This window comes from Sphingomonas dokdonensis (assembly GCF_002197685.1).
In the GTDB taxonomy this organism is placed as follows: domain Bacteria; phylum Pseudomonadota; class Alphaproteobacteria; order Sphingomonadales; family Sphingomonadaceae; genus Sphingomonas; species Sphingomonas dokdonensis.
This window is the reverse complement of record NZ_NBBI01000009.1, coordinates 1-19,140: the sequence shown is the minus strand read 5'-3', so window position 1 is coordinate 19,140 and position 19,140 is coordinate 1. Positions and strand designations below refer to the sequence as shown.

The 19,140-nt window shown below is 69.2% G+C and carries 15 protein-coding genes; 12 read left to right on the top strand and 3 right to left on the bottom strand.

Annotated elements, in window-relative coordinates:
• Positions 1 to 194 precede the first annotated feature (194 nt).
• From SPDO_RS15185 to SPDO_RS15170, 5 genes are all read left to right on the top strand, one after another.
• Positions 195 to 8,387: a hypothetical protein gene (locus SPDO_RS15185; protein ID WP_143559671.1), complete on the top strand. Its 8,193-nt coding sequence runs from the start codon at positions 195 to 197 to the stop codon at positions 8,385 to 8,387.
• A 324-nt stretch (positions 8,388 to 8,711) separates the two neighbouring features.
• The gene (locus SPDO_RS15180; protein WP_143559670.1) at positions 8,712 to 9,203 is read left to right on the top strand and encodes an MBOAT family O-acyltransferase; all 492 of its coding nucleotides are present in this window, start codon (positions 8,712 to 8,714) and stop codon (positions 9,201 to 9,203) included.
• Between the two features lie 117 nt (positions 9,204 to 9,320).
• Positions 9,321 to 10,142: a 2OG-Fe(II) oxygenase gene (locus SPDO_RS15175; protein WP_088368405.1), complete on the top strand. Its 822-nt coding sequence runs from the start codon at positions 9,321 to 9,323 to the stop codon at positions 10,140 to 10,142.
• Positions 10,143 to 10,149: 7 nt separating this feature from the next.
• Positions 10,150 to 10,299, top strand: a complete 150-nt coding sequence (locus SPDO_RS16870; RefSeq protein WP_158212215.1) for a hypothetical protein — start codon at positions 10,150 to 10,152, stop codon at positions 10,297 to 10,299.
• A 12-nt stretch (positions 10,300 to 10,311) separates the two neighbouring features.
• Positions 10,312 to 10,515 carry a manganese efflux pump gene (locus SPDO_RS15170; protein WP_281252606.1) on the top strand — a complete coding sequence of 68 codons (204 nt, stop codon included), beginning with the start codon at positions 10,312 to 10,314 and terminating at the stop codon, positions 10,513 to 10,515.
• A 208-nt stretch (positions 10,516 to 10,723) separates the two neighbouring features.
• On the opposite strand, the gene SPDO_RS15165 is transcribed toward SPDO_RS15170, so the two are convergent.
• The gene (locus tag SPDO_RS15165) at positions 10,724 to 11,665 is read right to left on the bottom strand and encodes a helix-turn-helix domain-containing protein (RefSeq protein WP_245829562.1); all 942 of its coding nucleotides are present in this window, start codon (positions 11,663 to 11,665) and stop codon (positions 10,724 to 10,726) included.
• Positions 11,666 to 12,082: 417 nt separating this feature from the next.
• Positions 12,083 to 13,183, bottom strand: coding sequence for a replication initiator protein A (locus SPDO_RS15160; protein WP_088368370.1), 1,101 nt, complete (start codon positions 13,181 to 13,183; stop codon positions 12,083 to 12,085).
• 285 nt (positions 13,184 to 13,468) lie between these two features.
• On the opposite strand from SPDO_RS15160, the gene SPDO_RS16745 reads away from it, so the two are divergent.
• Both SPDO_RS16745 and SPDO_RS15155 read left to right on the top strand, forming a co-directional pair.
• Positions 13,469 to 13,672 (top strand): hypothetical protein, encoded by a 204-nt coding sequence (locus SPDO_RS16745; protein ID WP_143559669.1) that lies wholly within the window; start codon positions 13,469 to 13,471, stop codon positions 13,670 to 13,672.
• Positions 13,673 to 13,881: 209 nt separating this feature from the next.
• Positions 13,882 to 14,064, top strand: a complete 183-nt coding sequence (locus SPDO_RS15155; RefSeq protein WP_088368369.1) for a hypothetical protein — start codon at positions 13,882 to 13,884, stop codon at positions 14,062 to 14,064.
• Positions 14,065 to 14,126: 62 nt separating this feature from the next.
• Here the strand turns inward: SPDO_RS15155 and SPDO_RS15150 are convergent, their stop codons facing one another.
• Positions 14,127 to 15,122: a tyrosine-type recombinase/integrase gene (locus SPDO_RS15150; RefSeq protein WP_088368368.1), complete on the bottom strand. Its 996-nt coding sequence runs from the start codon at positions 15,120 to 15,122 to the stop codon at positions 14,127 to 14,129.
• A 296-nt stretch (positions 15,123 to 15,418) separates the two neighbouring features.
• Here SPDO_RS15150 and SPDO_RS15145 point away from each other — a divergent pair, with 296 nt between their 5' ends.
• The 5 genes from SPDO_RS15145 to SPDO_RS15125 all read left to right on the top strand — a co-directional run.
• Positions 15,419 to 15,667 (top strand): hypothetical protein, encoded by a 249-nt coding sequence (locus SPDO_RS15145; RefSeq protein WP_088368367.1) that lies wholly within the window; start codon positions 15,419 to 15,421, stop codon positions 15,665 to 15,667.
• Positions 15,668 to 15,957: 290 nt separating this feature from the next.
• Positions 15,958 to 17,241: a glycosyltransferase family 2 protein gene (locus SPDO_RS15140; RefSeq protein ID WP_245829567.1), complete on the top strand. Its 1,284-nt coding sequence runs from the start codon at positions 15,958 to 15,960 to the stop codon at positions 17,239 to 17,241.
• On the top strand, positions 17,238 to 18,188 hold the full coding sequence (locus SPDO_RS15135; RefSeq protein WP_088368366.1) for a glycosyltransferase family 2 protein: 951 nt from the start codon (positions 17,238 to 17,240) through the stop codon (positions 18,186 to 18,188). The genes SPDO_RS15140 and SPDO_RS15135 overlap by 4 nt, the downstream gene beginning before the upstream one ends.
• Positions 18,189 to 18,191: 3 nt before the next feature.
• On the top strand, positions 18,192 to 18,818 hold the full coding sequence (locus SPDO_RS15130) for a class I SAM-dependent methyltransferase (protein WP_088368365.1): 627 nt from the start codon (positions 18,192 to 18,194) through the stop codon (positions 18,816 to 18,818).
• A 25-nt stretch (positions 18,819 to 18,843) separates the two neighbouring features.
• The coding region (locus SPDO_RS15125; RefSeq protein ID WP_211280104.1) for a GtrA family protein at positions 18,844 to 19,140 on the top strand (297 nt) is incomplete at its 3' end.

Genomic DNA, 19,140 nt, shown 5'->3' with positions numbered 1-19,140 from the left:
CGGTTCTGGCAAGGAAAGCAGAACGGCGGCCAGAACGAGGGTCCGATAGTGGATTAGCTATAGCCTTGCCGGTTCGCCCGCCGCTGGAACAGTTTATCAAGTTGCAGCAACGTTCTCCCGAACGGAAACCAGCTTTGCCCACTCGACAGATCGCGGAGCGTCGCACAAGAAGATGCTGATCTAGGGGGAATTTCATGGCTGGAATTATTGCGCCGCGTGGACGCCGGATGGGCCGCTATGGCCTGGGCGCGAGTGCCTTCACGCTGGCAGTCGTTCTGGCCGGCCCGGCGACTGCGGAATGCACCCCCGATCCGACCATCCCCGGCGGGACCATCAACTGCACCGGCACGGATGCCGACGGGCTGACCGTCGCGACCGGCGATACCACCGTCGTCGTCGCGCGCGGCGCGAGCGTGCAGCCGGGCGCGACCGCGGCGGCGATCACCATGCTGGGCCAGGGCAATGCGCTGCGCATCGCGGGGCTGGTCGATGGCGGTGCCGCCAAGCCCGGCGTGTTCGTGACGACGGGCGATCCGCGCACCGAAGTCTGCACCGATCCCTATGCCGGCGCGTCGGTCAATTATTGCGTCCCCGGAACGACGTACACGATTTACCCCTCGTCGAGTGCGGCGATCAACGTCACGGCGGGCGGCACCGTCTCGGGCGCGCAAGGCATCCTCGTGCGCCGCAGCCCCGCCAACACCACCGGCCTCGTCGGCGCGACGATCAACAACGCCGGGACGATCGCGGGCACCGCGGGCGAAGCGATCATCGCCGATCAGACCGGTTCCGGGAGTGTGTCGGTGAACAATCGCGCGGCCGGGCGGATCACCGGCGGGATCGCGGGAACCGTCTCCTACGTCGACAATGCCGGGACGATCGACGGCACGAGCCGGGCGGCGATCGCCTCGACCCAGGCGGGGCTCAACATCGTCAACACCGGATCGATCGTGTCGAGCGGCACGCCCGCGACGGTCAGCGGCGGCGGCTTCGTGACGATCAGCAACGCGGCGGGCGCGACGATCGGCGGCAGCGCGACCGCGATCCGCATCACCGGCACGCTCAACTTGACCAACGCCGGCACGATCAATGGATCGGTCGTGTCGACCGCGCCGTCGGGGCAGAGCAGCACGATCGACACGCGCACCGGCACGATCAACGGCAGCCTCACACTCGGCGCAGGCAACGACACGCTGCGCGCGCGCTTCGACGCGGCGAGCGGGCGCGTCTCATCGATCACCGGCACGATCGACGGCGGCGCAGGCACCGACACGCTGGCGATCGGGATCGACGCCGACACGACGATCACGCGCACCGTGCTGCCGACCAATTTCGAGCTGCTCGGGCTCGACCTGTCGAACAACGCGACCGCGACGCTCGCCACCGGCTTCACCACGGGCAACGGCGTCGCGCTGTCGGGCAGCGGCACCGTGGTCAACGAAACGGCGCTGGTGACGGGCGGCGCGGCGGTGATGACCAGCTTCGGTTCTGGCGGCTTCGGGCTCACCTTCGACAATCGCGGCACGATCACCGCGACCTTCGCCAACGCCGGCTCCGCGACGATCGGCGAATATGCGGTCGGATCGCCCGATACGGTGACGAACAGCGGCACGATCACGTCGCTCGGCGGCGCGGGTGTGCGCGCGTCGCGCCAGCTGACCAACAGCGGCAGCATCACCGCGAGCGGCACCGCCGCTTCGGTCAACGGCTTCGGCGCGCTCGTCAACAGCGGCACGATCCGCTCGACCGGCGGGATCGGCGCCAGCTTCTACGCCGGCGGCGCGACCGCCTCGACCAACAGCGGGACGATCGCGGGCGCGACCACCGGCGTCGCGCTGCTCGGCGGGCGGCTGACCAACAGCGGGACGATCACCGGCGGCACCACCGGCGTGACGCTGAACGGCGCGACGCTCAACAATGCGGCAGGCGGGCGGATCAGCGGCGGCACGCTGGCGATCGCCAGCAGCGGCAGCTCGGGCCGCATCGTCAACGCCGGCACGATCACCGGCACCGTCGATCTCACCTCGCCCTTCCTCTACGATTACGGCAGCGACCTGTTCGTCGACGATGGCGGCAGTGTTGCGGGTGCGATCCTGCTGGGCGGCGGCAACGACGAACTGGTGGTGACGCTGGGCGGCGATCCCGCGCGCCCGCTCGCCGGGGCGACCGGCGGGGTCGATGCGGGTGACGGCTACGACACGCTGCGCACGCGCGTCACGGCCGATGGCAGCGCGACGCTCGCGCTCACCAGCGGGTTCGAGGCGCTCGCCTTTGAACTGTCGAACAATGCCGCGGTGACGCTGACCGCGCCGCAGCCGATCGCGACCTCGATCGGCCTTGTCGGCAACGGCAGCGTGACGTTGAACGGCGCGATCTCGACCGCCGATCGCACGCTCCTCGACGCGACGATCCTGACCGTCGCGCAGCTGACCGAGGGGCTCGCCGGGCCGGCGCGCGACCTTGCGATCGTCAACAACGGCGATCTTGCGCTGACCGTCGGATCGCAGAGCTTCGCCTACGGCGTCGCCGCGATCCTTGGCGGCACCGCCGATCTCACCAACAACGGCACGATCAGCGTCATCAATGCGCCGGGCACCTATTACGCTGGCCGAGCGGTGTTCACCGGCGACAGTTTCGCCAACACCGGCACGATCACGCTGACGGGCGGCGGCACTGCGGTGGACAGCGTGCGCGAGATGACCAACAGCGGCACGATCACGGCATTTGGCGCCCGTGCGTCAACAGCGCTGGGCATCGCCAACGTCACCACGCTGACCAACAGCGGCACGATCCGCAGCGACGGCACCGCGGTGCAGGGCGGGTTCGGCACCAGCACGATCACCAACAGCGGCACGATCGAGAGCACGCGCGGCACCGCGATCGTCGGCGGCTATACCGGCACGATCGTCAACGAGGCGGGCGGCACGATCCGCGGCGCCACCGCGGTCGAGCTGGGTGGCGGCGCGCTGATCAACCGCGGCACGATCGCCGGCGACGTCACCGCGTCCAGCTATCTCTACGCCCCGGCGGTCTACATCGCCGATGGCGGCACGATCACCGGCAATCTCACCTTCGGAAGCGGCGAGGACACGTTCGTCGCGTTCGGCGAGACGACCGGCGTCAGCGGCACGATCGACGGCGGGGCGGGGATCGACACGCTGATCCAGGCGCGCCGGACGAGCGGCACCGTCACGCTCGGCGCGCTTTCCGCCACCAATTTCGAGCGCGAGGGCGTGCGCGCGCTCGGCAGCGACACGGTGGTGACGATCGCCGCGCCGGCGCCGTTCGCGCGCGACGTCGCGCTGTCGGGCGACGGCACGATCATCAACACCGCGGCGATCACCGGCGCGGTGCTCGCCTATCCGACCTATGGCAGCGACCCGACCGTCGTCGGCCTCACCATGCCGATCGCGTTCGAGAACCAAGGTACGATCGACGGCGGCGTCGGGGGCCGGGTGAGGAGCTTCACCAACACGGGCACGATCGGCAGCGCGAATCTCGCCGGCCGGGCGGTCCGCCTCGACACGATCGATACGCTCGCGTTCGACAATGGCGGCACGATCGCCAACGATCGCGAGGAGACCGCCGTCGTCCTGTCGGGAATTAACGCCAGTGCGATCATCGCCGGCAACAGCGGTGCGATCGACGGCGGCATTTCGATCGGGCTCGAGGAATATCAGAGCTTCCCGCCGGCCGAAACGTCGGCCTTGCTCACCGCCGCGCTCACCAACAGCGGCACGATCACCGACGGCGACAGAGCGGTGGCGATCACCATCGGCGCGTCGAACGGCGGCACGGGCAATATAACGCTCGCCAACAGCGGCACGATCATCGCGACCGACGAAGCGGCGCTCGCCGCCTTTATCGCTATCTCCGACTATTCGGGCTCAGCCGGCAGCGGCACGATCAGTGTCGCCAACACGGGCACGATCAGCGCCAACGGCGGCGGGACGGTCGACAGCTTCACCTTCCCCGACGGCGAGACGATCAGCTTCAGCGATCCCGCCTCGGCGCTGTGGCTGAGCGGGCGCAACGCCGTGGGCGTCACCGCGGGCGTCACCAACGACGGCACGATCGAGGCGACGGGCACGCGCTCGGTCGCGCTGATCGCGCTCGACGCCCCGCTCGACCTCGTCAACACGGGCACGATCCGCGGCGGCGCGGGCACTGCCCTGACGGCGGGCGATCAGATCGGCGCGATCGCCGGCGCGCCGTATCTCGCCGGTGCGGTCCAGACGACCGGAACGGGCAGCGATCGCATCGTCAACACCGGCACGATCATCGGCTCGATCGCGCTCGGCGCAGGCGACGACCGGATCGAGAACAGCGGCCGGATCGAAGGCGACGTGTTCCTCGGGCTGGGCGACGATACCTTTGTGCAGCGCGCCAGCGCAGGCCTGGTCGGCACGGTCGACGCCGGGCTCGGCACCGACAGCCTCGTCATCGACGCGACCGGCGGCGGCGCGGTCAACGGCGACCAGTTCGTCAATTTCGAACGCTTCGCGCAGATCGGTGAGGGCAACGTCGCCTATTCGGGCACTTTCCGCTTCGACACGATCGGCGTGATGGGCGGGACGATCAGCGTCGCCGCGGGGCAGACGCTGAGCAGCGCGGGGGCGATCACCGTCACCGGCAGCGACGCGGACGAGACGCTCGACAATCGCGGCACGATCACCGGCGGGGTCGATCTTGCGGGCGGCAACGACCGCGTCGACAATCGCGGGACGATCGGCGGCGCGGTGCTGCTGGGCAGCGGCAACGACGTATTCGTCGATTATGCCGGCAGCAGCGCAGGCGTCGTCGATGGCGGCACGGGGAGCGATCTCTACCGCGTGGTGCTGGCGGGCGACCGCAGCGGGATCGGCCAGCGCAGCGGATTCGAGCAGCTGGCGGTGGAGGGCAGCGGCACGCTGTCGCTCACGCTCGACCAGTCGTTCGAACAGATCGCGCTCGCCGGCAGCGGGCTCAGCCTCGCGCTCGGCGGGTTCACCGTCGGCGAGGTGACCGGCAGCGATGCGAACGAGACGCTGGCGGTCGACGGCGATCTCGCCGCGGTTTCGCTCGGCGGCGGTGACGACACGCTGGCGCTGGGCGTAACGCGTGCGGCCGGCAGCTACACCGGCGGCGCGGGCAGCGACACGCTGGCCTTCACCGCGAGCGGCCCGGTGCTGCTCGCCGGCACCGCGACCGGGTTCGAGCAGGTGGCGCTCGCGGGCGGCGCGCTGACGATCGCGGGCACGCTCGGCAGCAATGGCGCCGGCCTCGCCTTTGCTGACGGCGCGCAGGCGCTCGTTGTCGCGCCGGGCGGCACGCTTGCCGGTGCGATCGATCTCGGCGCGGGCGACGACAGCCTGCGGCTTGCGGCGGGCGGCATCCTTGCCGGCACCGTCGCGGGCGGCGCGGGTAATGACAGCGCGACGCTCGAACTCGCCGGCGATCGCACGCTCGCTGGCGGCACGCTGACCGGCTTCGAGCTGCTCACGACCGAGGGCAGCGGCACGCTGACGCTCGCCGGCACGCAGGGCTATCAGCGCATCGACGCGGGCACTGACCTTACCATCGGCACCGGCGCGTCGCTCACCGCGGGGCAGGTCCAGTTCGGTGCGCGCGACGATCGCTTTACGATCGCGGGCAACTTCGCCGGCAATGCCGATGGCGGCGCGGGCAGCGACACGATCGCCTTTGCCGATACCGCCCTCGTCACGATCGGCGGCGCGATCACCGGGTTCGAGCGGATCGCGCTCGCCGGCAACGCGCTGACGGTAACGGGCACGCTCGGCACCCCCGGCGCCACGCTCGCCTTTAGTGACGGCGAGCAGGCGCTGACGGTCGCATCGGGCGGCACGCTTGCCGGCACGATCGATCTCGGCACCGGCGACGACGCGCTGCGGCTCGCCGCGGGCAGCATCCTCAACGGCACCGTGCTTGGCGGCGCGGGCACCGACAGCGCGACGCTCGCGCTCGCCGGCAATCGGACGCTCGCGGGCGACCAGCTCGCCGGCTTCGAACTGCTGACGACCGAGGGTAGCGGCAGGCTGACGCTGACGGGGACGCAGACCTATCAGCGCGTCGTCGCGGGCACCGATCTCGCGATCGATACCGGCGCGTCGCTCACTGCAGGCCAGGTCCAGTTCGGTGCGCGCGACGATCGCTTCACCGTGGCGGGCCGCTTCACCGGGAATGTCGATGGTGGCGCGGGCAGCGACACGCTGGCGTTCACCGGCACCGATCCCGTCACACTCGCCGGCATCGTTACCGGGTTCGAGCAGGTGGCGCTCGCGGGCGGCGCGCTGACGATTACCGGCACGCTCGGCACGCCGGGCACCGCGCTCGGCTTCGGCGACGGCGCGCAGGCGCTGACGGTCGCCAATGGCGGCACGCTCGCCGGCGCGGTCGATCTCGGCGCGGGCGACGACAGCTTGCGGCTCGCGGCGGGCAGCACGCTCGCCGGCACCGTCGCTGGCGGCGCGGGCACCGACGCCGCGACGCTCGAACTCGCCGGCAACCGCACGCTCACGAGCGGCACGCTCACTGGCTTCGAGTTGCTTACGACCGAGGGCAGCGGCACGCTGACGCTCGCCGGCACGCAAGGCTATCAGCGCATCACTGCGGGCACCGACCTCGCGGTCGATACCGGCGCCGCGCTCACCGTGAAGCAGGTCCAGTTCGGCGCGCGCGACGATCGCTTCACGATCGCCGGCGGCTTCGCCGGCAGTGTCGACGGCGGCGCAGGGACCGACACGATCGCGGTGTCGGGCGGCAGCGCCACGGCGCCGGTTGCCTTCGCCGGCATCGCCAACGTCGAACGCTACGTGCAGAGCGGCGGGTTCGCGACGCTGTCGGGCACGGCAGCGCTCGGTGTGGTCGACATATCGGGCGGTCGCCTCGTCGGGCTTACGGGCTCGACGCTCACCGCCAGCCAGATCACCGTCGCCCAGGGTGCGACCTTCGGCTCGGCGGGCAGCGTCACCGGCAATCTCGCGGTCGCCGGCACGCTCAGTCCGGGTGCGACTGGCGTCGGTACGATGAGCGTCACCGGCAACGTCGCGCTCGGTGCGAGCTCGTTGTCGCTGTTCGAGGTCGCTTCGACGGGCGCGGACCGGCTGCAAGTGACGGGTGCGGTGACGATCGCGTCAGGTGCGACACTGCAGCTCGCCCCGCTCGGCACGATCCGCCCCGGCACGTCGTACGATCTGGTCGTGGCGAGCGGCGGGATCACCGGCAGCTATACGACGGTGGTGAAGCCCGACAGCCTGTTCGGCTTCGTCGTCCAGCGCGCCGATCGCATCCAGCTGCTCGGCCAGTTCCTCGGCGGTGCGGGCTTCACCCCGCAGGTCGCGCGCTCGATCGCCTATGCCAATACGACGCTGCAGGCGCAGCCGGCGACGAGCACCTTGTTCGCCGCGCTTCCCGCGCTGCTCAATGCCGACGGCACGTCGAACGCGCGCGCCTTCGCGCAGCTGACGCCCGAACCCTATGCCTCGGCGACGCAGGCGGGGGTCGACAATGCGCTGACGCTCGCCGGCGCGGCACGCGGCCCGGCCTTCGCCACGCTGCGCGAGGATCCGGGGCTGTTCACCTTCGGCCAGGGCGTCGGCCAGTGGCACACGCTCGGCGCCGACCAGGCGGAGGGCACGGCCAAGGCACGCACGCGCGGCTACGGCTTCCTCGGCGGGATCGGCTACGGCGACGCGAGCTTCGCGGTCGGCGCGTTCGGCGGCTATCTCGACACGCGCCAGACGATCGGCGCGCTGGGCGCGGAGACGAAGAGCGACGGCTTCGTCGCGGGCGTGCACGCACGCTACGCTGCGAACGGCGTCGGGCTCACCGCCTCGGTGCTGTACGACGGCGGCGAGGCCCGCACCACGCGCGCGCTGCCGGGCACCGCGCGCGCGACCGGCAGCTACGATCTCCACAGCTGGGTCGCCGATCTCTCGATCAGCTACGCGCTCGAAATGGGCACCGAATGGTCGCTGCGGCCGCGCGCCGGGGTCACCTATCTGCGCACCACGCGCGATGGCGTGACCGAGACCGGCGGGGCGTTCGCGCTCAATGTCGCGCGCGACCGCCACGTCGCGGGCTTCGTCGACGGCGGGGTGATGCTGGCGCGCAGCGACGTCTCGACCGCGCCGCTGCGGCCGTTCGTCGCGCTCGGCGCGCGCTACCAGATCGAGGGACGCCGGACCGATGCGCTGGCGAGCTACGCCGGCGGGCCGCTCGGGCTCGAAGCGATTGGGGCGGCGCGTGCGCGGCTTGTCGGCACCGCCTCGGCCGGGGTCAGCTATCGCCTGACCGGCGGGCTCGACCTGTTCAGCACCGCCTCCGCGCAGACCGGCCGCGACGACCACCAGGAGACGATCTCCACCGGCCTGCGACTGCGCTTTTGATCGGCCACCGTCACGCGCGATCAGACCGATCGCGCGTGACGGTCGTTCCATGTAGCGACACCAGCGCCTCGGCACTGCGCGCCGTCGGAAACTGCTCCGCGGAATGGTTAGACGCGCGCGAGAAACGACTTAGTTGCTGATCTGACCCAAGCCGATGATCGATCGCCCAAGGCGAACTGCGTCGGGTGATCGGAGCATCCGATCGCGGTGGACGAGAGGCTGTTATTGGCAAGCTCAGCTGGCTCTCTAGATGACCGCAACTGGGCCTTAGCCGTCGTGCGTCGTCCCCTTCATTTGCGCGCGCCCGCGGCCTTGTGCGACACCATGGGCACAAGGTCTGGGACAGGGGACAAGAAGGGGCAGGGGGTGGCGCTGTCGCTGGGGCAATATGTGCGGCGCCGGAACGGTGTGCCGATGGGGGCCAGCGGGTCGTTTCGCGGCATGATGGTGCGCGCGTTCGGGGCGGCCTCGTTTGCCGGATTCTGGCGCTACTGGAACCCGATCTTCGGCTATTATCTGGGCCGCTACATCTACACGCCGGCGCGCCGCGTCGTGCCGCGCCCGCTGGCGCTGGTCGTCACGTTTCTGGCGTGCGGCGCGATCCATGACGGGGTGACGGTGCTGGCGCGCGGCACGACGCAGTTCCTGTTCACCTGGTGGTTCCTGTTCTTTGCGCTGGGCGTCGTGCTGGGCGAGGCGGCGGGGCTGAACCTGGCGCGCCGCCCGTTCGCGGTGCGCGCAGGCGTGCATCTGGCCTATCTGTGCGCGTGCCTCGGCCTTGCCATGGCCGCGCAGCGGCTGGTGGCGGGGTGGTAGGCGGGCGGGCGGCGCCTGGCCGCTGTACCGACACCGTTTGTGCGCGACCGATGACCGGTAAGAGTTTTTAACCATATCCCGGTAGCCACCAGCGAGAGACCGAATGTGGAGCTGGCCGTGGCGGATCGTCGTAGCATTGCGGATCAAATCGTCAGCCGGCTAGAGACATGCCTGCCGGACATCACCGCTGCTTATCGCAACGAGCGGGACATTCCGTCCTGCCAGGTCTTCGATCTTCTCGACCCGGATCTCGCGCGACGGATTTACGATCGCTTTCCGCCGTCCGATCGCATGGTGCTCAAGCGATCGATCAAGGAAAACAAGCACGTTGCGGCGCAAATGGACGCTTATGACCCGATCCTGGAGGAAGCGGTTTACGCGTTTCAGGATCCGCGGGTGGTCGCGCTGGTCGCCGCTATCACGGGTCTGAGCGGCCTGGAACCCGATGTCGATCTTTACGCGGGTGGGATCAGCGCCATGGCGAAGGGCGCCTATTTGCGTCCTCACCTCGACAATTCGCACGACAAGAAGCGCGCGCGCTATCGTGTCCTCAACCTCCTTTATTATGTGACGCCGGGGTGGGAGGAGGATTTCGGGGGCTCGCTGCAGCTATGGGATGGCGGCCCACGTTCCAGCCCCAGAACGTTTCCGAGCCGGTTCAACAGCCTCGTCATCATGCTGACCAACAAGCGCTCGTGGCATTCGGTGAACGAAGTGCGGCACGATGGCCGGCGCTGCTGCGTTTCCAACTATTATTTCTCGCCGACCTCGCCAGACGAGAGCGATTATTTCCACGCCACGTCCTTTCGCAGCGAGCCGGGACAGCAACGGTCGGCCGATCTGGTGATGCGGGCCGACAATGCCTTGCGGACCGCGGCGCTCAAGCTGACGGGCGACAGGATCTGGACGAACCCACATGTCTACAAACGCGATCGCTAGGTCCGACATGGCGCGCCACACGACGCCCACCTATGTCACGCTCGAGCGCCTGCGCGTTCCCCGGCCGGTCGACCGCGTTTCGTTCATTGCCGGGCTTTGCGCCAACAAGCGCGTGCTCGATATCGGCTGCTTGGACGAGACGACCATTGCCAAATGATGCGCGGCGGCAGTGGGCGTGACGCTGGCGCTCATGGACGTGAACATCGGGATCGCCTGCCTCGTGATCGGCGGGACGACCAGCTTTGTCGCGACGGGCGGGGTGATGCTGGGCAAGCGCGTGGGCGCGTATATGGGCAATTACGCCACGGTGATCGGTGGCATGGTGCTGATCGTGGTCGGCAGCTCGATCCTGTTCCAGCACCTCAGCGCGTAGCACCCGCAGCCGGTTTCACGGCGCGGTGCAGCGGCTACCAGTCGCGCCGACATGTCGACAAGCCGACGCCTCGACATCGCCGCTGGGCGTCGGCGGGTGTGAGGCCACCTTCGGCAACCGCTTGATCCCACTAGGGAGCATGGCGACGGTGTAGCCGGCGCTTCCCGGTGTGTCTGCTTGGGCTGTGGATTGTGGGACGAGAGCGGGATCAGCAAATTTGGCCGTCAGGCCGGATTTGTCGGCCGACTAGGCCGACGCCGTTTTCCCTAGAATACATGGAATCGAATAGCGGTTGCGGCGCTTTTTGAGACTCGCACTTGGTGTCGTTGTCGCGCCGGTCGAGCTGCGCACCGAGGCGGGCGAGGATGCGGCCGAGCGAGCCGCCTACCAAGGTCTCGGCGAGCTCGCGGCAGGAGAGACTGTCGTGCATCGCGGCCACATCGGCAACACGCTCGGCTTCGTGCTGCTCGGTGTCGACCGGGAGCGGGGCGGGGGAGAGCCAGCGCGGGAGGTGGGGAAGGAGCCGCGCGGGGAGCAGCGGGCGATAGGCGTTGGACGTCTGGGCGTAGCGCGGGGTGTCGGCGCCCTCTTCACGCGCGACGCGCTTGAAGCGGCGCTGGCGGATGAGGAAGCCGGCGATCTCGAGCGCGCGCAGCCCACGCGCGACGGTGGCGCGGGCAAGGCCGGTGACCGCGGCGAGCCGATCGTAGCTGGGATAGACGCGGCCCTGGTTGAGGCGCGCGAGCGTGCATAGCTCCTCGTAGACGCGCACCGCGCCGGCGGTGAGACCGGCGAGCGCGGTTTCGGCCGGCGAGAGCACGCGCCCCTCGGCGCGGACCGCGCGCTTCAGGCGGCGCCCCGTGTCGAGCGCGGCGCGCGCCAGGCGCAGCAGGCGATCGGGCTCGCCCTTTGCGGGCACGGCGAAGAAATGCTCCTCGAACGTCCCCGCCTCCACGCTGTCGCGGCGGATCGGCGCGCCGGTCGGGTGGGGCGCGCCGCTGCGCGCGGGCGGGCGCCGGCGCACCGCCGCCATGCCGGGCACGCTGGCGCGCGGGCTCACGCGACCGCCAACACGGGCATCTTCGTTGGAACGGCCGCGAACGCGGCCAAGCGCCAGCGCCGTCGCTTCCCCCAGGGTAAACGCCGTCATCTTCCTTCCCCTTCGCGGGGCCGGGACACAGACAAAAAGAGGGCGTGGCGCGAAACGCGCATCCTTGAACCGAAGGGGGTTCGGGGGTATTTGGAAGGGGCAGCGGGTTTCAAATCACTGCCGGTTCGACGTTTGCCGACGTCGCTCCATCAAACTCCCTGGGATGCCCGGCCTCGTGCCGGGCTTTCCTTTATGTGGTCACGGGCACCTGCCTGGCTTCGCGCCGGCCCCATGCCGACGTTGCGCGATATTGTTGCAGGTTAATTCCAACATCGGAAGACGTTACGGTTCGTGCTTTCGAGTATGAAATGCCGAAAAAGTTCGTGCTTTCGAGTATGTATTAGCCCTTCCATTCGTGCTTTCGAGTAGGAATTGCCGCAATACTTCGTGCTTTCGAGTATTAATTAGGCCGCGCCGTCAGCTAGCCGGCGAATCGATAGCGGCGGGTGATTCGTGTGATTCGGGCCGGTCGTCGCTGCTGTTCGTGTCGGCATCCGGATCCGCCTCGGAAAGGCGCAGCGCGCGGCGGGTGATGACCACGCTGACCGGCGCCGCCTTGCGCCCGCGGCCGCGCGCCTCGCCGGCGTCGGCCGGTGCCTCGCCCTCGATCAGCGCGAGATCGTAATCGGGGATGATGTCGGTGCCGGCGATCTGCTTCAGCGCGGCGCGGAAATTGGCCAGCGGGTTCTGATAGCCGATCTGCAGCCGGAAGGTGGCAAGGTCGACCTCCAGCGGCTCGGCATCGGGGGTGTCAGGGCCGGTCGCGCGCGCGACCTCGTAGATGCGCCGCTCGATCGGGCCGAGCTGAAAGTACGCCGCGGCATAATCGAGCACCTGGCGATCGCGCAGGATCGCGCGGTAGAGCCAGTCGCACAGCCGGACCTTGACGGCCTTCAGCCGCTTTTCGCCGGTGCGCGTCTTGGAATAATGCAGCCTGGCCTCGGACAGCCACGAGAAGAAGCCCTCCTCGCCCTCGCCGCCCGCCTCGATATTGGTCTTGATCTGCGTGCCCTGCAGCCGCTCGAGCGCCTCCGACAGGCGCTGGTAGGAGCGCGCCGAATGGTTGGAGCCGGTGACCGAGAACAGATCGTGCGCGGTGAAGACGAAATCCTGCTCGACCTGCTCGCCCGCCTCGAGCTTCGCGGCCATGAGGCTGGCGATATAGAGCACGATTTCCTTGTCGTAGATCGTGGCGACGCCATTGGCGCTAGGGCGCACCTCGATCGAGATCGGCCCCTGGTGATAGGCGAGCGGCTTCATCCACGCGCTTTTGGCGAGCGCGAAGAAGGGAAAGGCCATCAGCGAGCGTTCGCCGCGGATCTCGCCGGTCAGCGGGCTGTCGAGCTGGAACAGGTCGCGCTGCCCGGGCTCGCGGCGACGGGCAGGGGACTTGGAGGCGGGGGATTTGGCGACGGGGCTCTTGGGCGTTGCCGCCTTGGCGCCGGCTGGCTTCGCTGCGGGCGCCTTGGCGGGTTTTTCGGGGGCTTTTTCCGGTGAACCGGCGGGCTTGGTGGGCATGTTGGATTTCCTACTCGAAAGCACGAACTTTGGGGAGAAAAAGCCGCCCGCCCGAGGGAAGGCGGCGACGGAGCGGTGTTGGATTCGTGCTTTCGAGTAGGAAATGGATGGGCGGGGAATGGCCGCGCGGTGCTTGCCTGGCCGGCGGGGGCGATCCTTCGTTTGGCGACGTGACCCGTTTCGAACGCTTCGTCGCGGCTGCGGCTCGGCTGGCGGATTGTCCTGCCGAACGGCAGGAACGCTTCACCCGATCGATCGTTGCCCCGCGCTGTGGCGGGAGGTGTTATGCGTATCGAACCCCAATTCGACCCGATTTTCGACCGCGGCGAGCAGCGTAGCGACGACCGCGCACGCCCCGAGCATGCGGCCTTTGCCTTTGATGGTTGGTCGATGTCGCCGCTGGAGCCATTGGTGCACGGCCGCAACAGTCGTTCAGCAGCAACCGTTCGCCATCACGCTGCTCTGGAACAATTGTTGGTTCGTCGTTAACATACGCAGGATGCGAACCGAGCGGCAGGAACTGGCCGATCGTGCGCTTCGGCTGCGATCACAAGGACTGACATTGAAACAGATCGGCACGCGTCTGGGGCGAAGCGAGAGCGAGATTTCGCGTCTTGTTCGCGCACCGGCGCCGGCACTGGCAGATGTCGAGGCCTGATATACGCAACGGCGCGGGAGCGCCGTGACGGGAGGTATAGATGAGCAACGATCCGGTCTTTGACCCGGTCTTCAACCTGACCCCGGCCGCGGGCGAGGGTGGCACAATGCGCGAGCGTGCCGGCTATCTGTTTGACGGCTGGTCGTATGAGCCCCTTACGATTGACCGGTCGCGCGCCGCGCGGGCGGGCGAGCCGCAGCGCAAGGTGCACGCGCGGCGATAGCGAAAAGCTTTAAATCAACAATCAGACACGTCGACAGCTCGACGTGTGCACATTGCGACAGGTCAAATCATGACGCGCTCGACCTCGTCGAGCGTCACCTCGTCCGAGCGGCGGTCATAGAGCTGGGTGGTGCGCGTCGAGGCGTGGTTGGCCATCGCTGCGGCGCGTTCCAGCGTGCCGCCATTCTTGAGATAGGCGGTGATCCCGGTCGCGCGGAACGAATGGTTGCCGATCGCGGTGGCGATGCCTGCCGCGGCCGCGCGCCGGCGCACCATCTGATACGCGCTGGCCTGGGGCAGGGGGGTCTGGCTGAGGCGCCCGGTGCCGCGCGCGATGGTGCGGAACAGGGGTGACTTGCGCTCCCCCGCGAGATCGCACCCGTCGATATAAGCGTGGAGATAGTCGTCGAGATTGTGGTGGCAGGGCATTTCGTGCCGCTTGCCGCCCTTTTCGTGCAGCCGCACCCACAAGCGCCGGTTCTGCACGAACACGTCGTCGACGCGCATCGCCAGCGCCGCCCCGACCCGCGCAAAGGAATAGACCATCAGCCCGATCAGCGCGCGATCGCGCAGCCCGATCGGCGTCGAGATGTCGATCGCGTCGATGAGCTGACGCGCCTCGGCCGGATCGAGCACCGGCGTCTTGCCGCGCCGCACGCTATAGGCGGGGCCGCGCACCGAGACGGCAGGGTTCTGCGCCACCACCTGCGCGCGCACCAGCCAGTCGAACAGGTGGCGGATCCCGGCGAGCCGCTGCTTCACCGTGGGCACCGAGACGGTGCGGCCGAGTTCCTCGATCCAGGCGGCGACGTGGAGCGGCTGGATCTGGGGCAGGGCGTGGACCCCGCGCGCGGCGCACCAGTGGAGAAAGTCCGCGACGCCGCGGGCATAGGCGCGCCGGGTGTGCGGATTGCGGATCGTCGCGGCGAAGAATTCGAGGAAGTGCCGCTGAGCGTCTTGCCCTGTTGCGACCACGATCGCGGGCAGCGCCAGGCCGGCGCCGCGCGGGGCGAGCGGATCACCGGCGCTGGCGGGCGGGGAGGGCAGAAGCGCGGACATGGCGGCGATCCTAGCAGCGAGCGGCGCGGTGTGAATCCCTTTCAAGGCCGTGTTGTCATGTTTTCCTGTCGATTTGTCGGCGTGTCGACATGGTCGATATCGTTGCGGGTCTAGACGTGATTTGGTTGTGCGCAAGATCACCAAAGGCGTGACAAAAAAGCAACGCTTCGAGCGCTGTGGCTCGCCCGAAGACGAATTGACATGGAGCCTGCAACCAAGTCAGGGGATAAGAGGTTTGGGCCGTGCGCGTTTCGCTTGGTGGCGAAGGATGTCGTGCGTCTAAGAGGAGAACCCATATGATCACCAAGTTCCTGACCGCCGCTGCCGCGACCGCCATGGTTGCCGCTCCCGTCGCCGCTTCGGCCGCTCCGGCTGCCAGCCTCTCGGTCGCCAAGTCGGCCCGCGCTTCGGCTCCGACCACCGGCGCCAACAAGGCCGTCCCGGGCGGCTCGGCCATCGCGATCGTGCTCGGCGCGCTGGTTGCCGGCGGCATCATCTATGCCGTCGTGGACGCAGCCGACGACAACGATTCCGACAGCAACTAAGCTGTTCGCCGGCGCCCCCCATCAGGGGCGCCGGTATTCGCGGCCATGATGGCCGCCACGTTACCCCGCAGAGCGCCCGCCGGCCGCCCCTTGGCCGCGCCCCCGCGTGCGCTGCGCCGCGCCGGCAACGTGCCGCGCCTTCCTCATCAGATGCCCTGCCCGCCAGCCCGCCTCCGTACGTCGTGGCGGCTGAACATTTGCGTTGCCCGCACCACGTCTGCTTGACCGGTTCTTAACCGTCTTTCGGCACAGCGATCCCGCGGTACACGCGAGGGGATCCGGCTTTGGACGTGCAGCATCGGCAATTCGTACGGGCAGACGCGGGCGCGTGGCACGATGCCGCGGCGTCGGCGATCGACGTGACCATCGTCATGCCGTGCCTCAACGAGATCCAGTCGCTGCCGCATTGCATCGGCAATGCGCTCGATGCGCTTGCGCGGCTGCGCGCCGACCATGGCCTCCATGGCGAGATCGTGGTGGCCGACAATGGCTCGACCGACGGCAGCCAGGCGCTGGCAACCGCGCTGGGCGCGCGCGTCGTGCCGATCGCGCAGCGCGGCTATGGCGCGGCGCTGATCGGCGGGTGCCATGCCGCGGCCGGGCGCCACATCCTGATGGGCGATTGCGACGGCAGCTATGATTTCACGCAGGGCGTGGCGATGGTCGCGCGGCTCGAACAGGGGTTCGACCTGTGCATGGGCAGCCGCTTCAAGGGCGGCATCGCCAAGGGCGCGATGCCGTGGAAGAACCGCCATATCGGCAATCCCGCGCTGACGGGCCTGCTCAACCTGTTCTTCCGATCGGGGATCAGCGACGCGCATTGCGGGCTGCGCGCGATCCGCCGCGATGCGTTCGTGCGGCTGGGGCTGACCGGCAGCGGCATGGAATTCGCCAGCGAGATGGTGATCAAGGCGGCGCTCCTGAAACTGCGCATCACCGAGCTGCCCGCGACGCTCTCCCCCGACCTGCGCCAGCGCGCGCCGCACCTGCGCCCGTGGCGCGACGGCTGGCGGCACCTGCGCTATCTGTTCATGCTGTCCCCGACCTGGGTGTTCGGCGTGCCGGGCGTGCTGGCGGTGGTGCTGGCGGCGATCCTGCTGGGCGCCGCGGCACTGGAAACCGCGCTGCCGGGCACGGCGCCCGCGATCGGCACCTATTGGACCGTGCTGGGCGGCGGGCTGCTGACGATCGGGCATCTGGCGCTGCTGATGGTGTGCGCGGGACATCTGTTCGCGATGCACCGCGGCTATCGCCTGGCGGGGCGCGGATCGGCGATCATCGCGCGCTTCGCCAATCTCGAAACGCTGCTGGCGGCGGGCGCCGTGGCGCTGCTCGCCGGCGCCGGATTGCTCGGGCTGGTGGCGTGGGAATGGGTGGCGCGTGACTTCGGCAAGGCGGCGTCGATCTTCCTGCCGGTCGCCGGCACCTCCTTGGTCATCGTCGGCTTGCAGACGATCATGAGCGCGTTCCTGATGGCGATGATCAGCGGCAACGAGGCGCAGTTCATTCCCGCCCGCCCCGTGCCCGCCCCGCAGCCGGCGATCGCCATCGTGCCCGAGCGGCTCGCGGCATGAGCGAGGCGCCGTGGCTGTCGGTGCTGATGCCGATCCACGAGGGCGAGGCGCATTTGCCCGCCACGCTGGACAGCATCGTCGCCGAACGCCCGGCGGGGATCGAGCTCATCGCGCTCGACAGCAGCCCGCACCAACGCTGCGCGGCGATCGTCGACCGTTATGCCGACCGGCTCCCCATCCGCTATCACCACATGCCAGAGTGCGGGCCGTGGACCGCGAAGACCAACCGCGCCGCGGCGATGGCACGCGCGCCGCATCTCAGCATGCTGCACCAGGACGATCTGTGGCGCCCCGGGCGGGTGGCGGATCTGCGCCAGGCGATTGCGGCCAATCCGGACGCGGCGCTGCTGCTCAACGCCTCGCACATCGTCGACGATCGCGGGCAGAGCCTGGGCCTGTGGCGCTGCCCGCTCGCGCCCGGGCGCGCGCTGGGTTGGGGCGAGGTGGCCGACCGGCTGCTGGTGCAGAATTTCATCGCCATCCCCGCGCCGGTGATCCGCCGGGCGGACTGGCTGGCGGTGGGCGGGATGGACGAGGCCCTGTGGTACACCGCCGATTGGGACCTATACCTGAAGCTCGCGCGGCGCGGCCCGGTGGCCTATCGCAACGCCGCCACCACCGCCTTTCGCATCCACGGCGGGTCGCAGACCGTGGCGGGCAGCGCGAACGGCGATGATTTCGCCGACCAGATGACGCGCGTGATCGATCGCCACGCCGGCTTCGTGCCCGCGCCGCTGCGCCGGGGCGCACGACGCCGCGCCGCCACCTCGACGCGGATCAACTGCGCGCTCGCCGCGACGCTGGCCGGGCGGCCGGGTGCGCTGCCTGGCGCGATCGCCTCCTTGCTGGCGCTGGGGCCGCGCGGCGCGTGGCGGTACCTGACGGATTCGCGCATCCTTGAACGCTCGCTGCCACGGCTGCGCGCACGCTTTGCCGGGAGTTTCTGAACCATGCCGATCGGCCCCACCGTCCGCGCCCTGTTCGGCCCCTATGAGCGGCAGGTCGCCGATCTGTATCGATCGGTGTTCATCGATCTCGACGATTTCCTGCGCCAGGTGCAGCATTGGGCGCCCGCCGCGACGCGCATCCTGGAGGCGGGCTGCGGCGAGGGCGCGGTGACCGAGCGGCTCGCCGCGGCCTTTCCCGACGCCGAGATCCTCGCGATCGACATCAGCCCGCGCACCGGCCGGCTGTATCGCGGGCGCACCAAGGGCGTGCGCTTTCGCCAGGCAAGCGTGGAGGACGTGGCAAGCCAGCAGCCGGCGCGGTTCGACCTCGTCGTGATGTCGGACGTGCTGCACCATGTGCCCGCGACGATGCGCCGCGACCTCCTGGCCGCGATCGGCCGGGCGATGGCGCCGGGCGGGCGCTTCATCGTCAAGGACTGGGAGCGCAGCGCGACGCCGATCCATTGGGCCTGCCATGCCGCTGACCGCTGGCTGACCGGCGACCATGTCGCGCATGTGACGCCGGCGACGGCCAAGGCGCTGGTGACGGGGGCGGTGCCCGCGATCCATCCGGTCGCCGAAGCGCGGGTGAAGCCGTGGCACAATAATTATGCCGTGATGTTCGCGTGATGCGCCGCGGCACGGGACGTCTGCCGTGGCGCGGCTGATCACCGGCGACACGCCGGCCGATGCCGGCCGCTACCTGCTGGTCGGCGTGACCTGCGCGGGAGCGAACAACCTGCTGCTGATCGGCGGGGCGGCCGCGGGGCTGCACTACACCGTCTGCATTGCGCTGACCGTTCTCATCGTCCTGCCGGCAAGCTATCCCGCGCACGCCTGCTGGACGTTTCGCGGTGCGATGTCGTGGGGCAGCTTCGGCCGCTATCTGCTTGGCTCGCTGTCGGGCGTCGTGATCGCGAGCCTGATGGTGGCGCTGTTGTGCGGGCCGCTG

Coding starts and splice junctions, on each gene's coding strand:
- SPDO_RS15185 (WP_143559671.1), top strand. CDS start 195: ATGGCTGGAATTATTGCGCCGCGTGGACGCCGGATGGGCCGCTATGGC.
- SPDO_RS15180 (WP_143559670.1), top strand. CDS start 8,712: ATGGGCACAAGGTCTGGGACAGGGGACAAGAAGGGGCAGGGGGTGGCG.
- SPDO_RS16870 (WP_158212215.1), top strand. CDS start 10,150: ATGGCGCGCCACACGACGCCCACCTATGTCACGCTCGAGCGCCTGCGC.
- SPDO_RS15165 (WP_245829562.1), bottom strand. CDS start 11,665: ATGACGGCGTTTACCCTGGGGGAAGCGACGGCGCTGGCGCTTGGCCGC.
- SPDO_RS15160 (WP_088368370.1), bottom strand. CDS start 13,183: ATGCCCACCAAGCCCGCCGGTTCACCGGAAAAAGCCCCCGAAAAACCC.
- SPDO_RS16745 (WP_143559669.1), top strand. CDS start 13,469: ATGCGTATCGAACCCCAATTCGACCCGATTTTCGACCGCGGCGAGCAG.
- SPDO_RS15155 (WP_088368369.1), top strand. CDS start 13,882: ATGAGCAACGATCCGGTCTTTGACCCGGTCTTCAACCTGACCCCGGCC.
- SPDO_RS15150 (WP_088368368.1), bottom strand. CDS start 15,122: ATGTCCGCGCTTCTGCCCTCCCCGCCCGCCAGCGCCGGTGATCCGCTC.
- SPDO_RS15145 (WP_088368367.1), top strand. CDS start 15,419: ATGATCACCAAGTTCCTGACCGCCGCTGCCGCGACCGCCATGGTTGCC.
- SPDO_RS15135 (WP_088368366.1), top strand. CDS start 17,238: ATGAGCGAGGCGCCGTGGCTGTCGGTGCTGATGCCGATCCACGAGGGC.
- SPDO_RS15130 (WP_088368365.1), top strand. CDS start 18,192: ATGCCGATCGGCCCCACCGTCCGCGCCCTGTTCGGCCCCTATGAGCGG.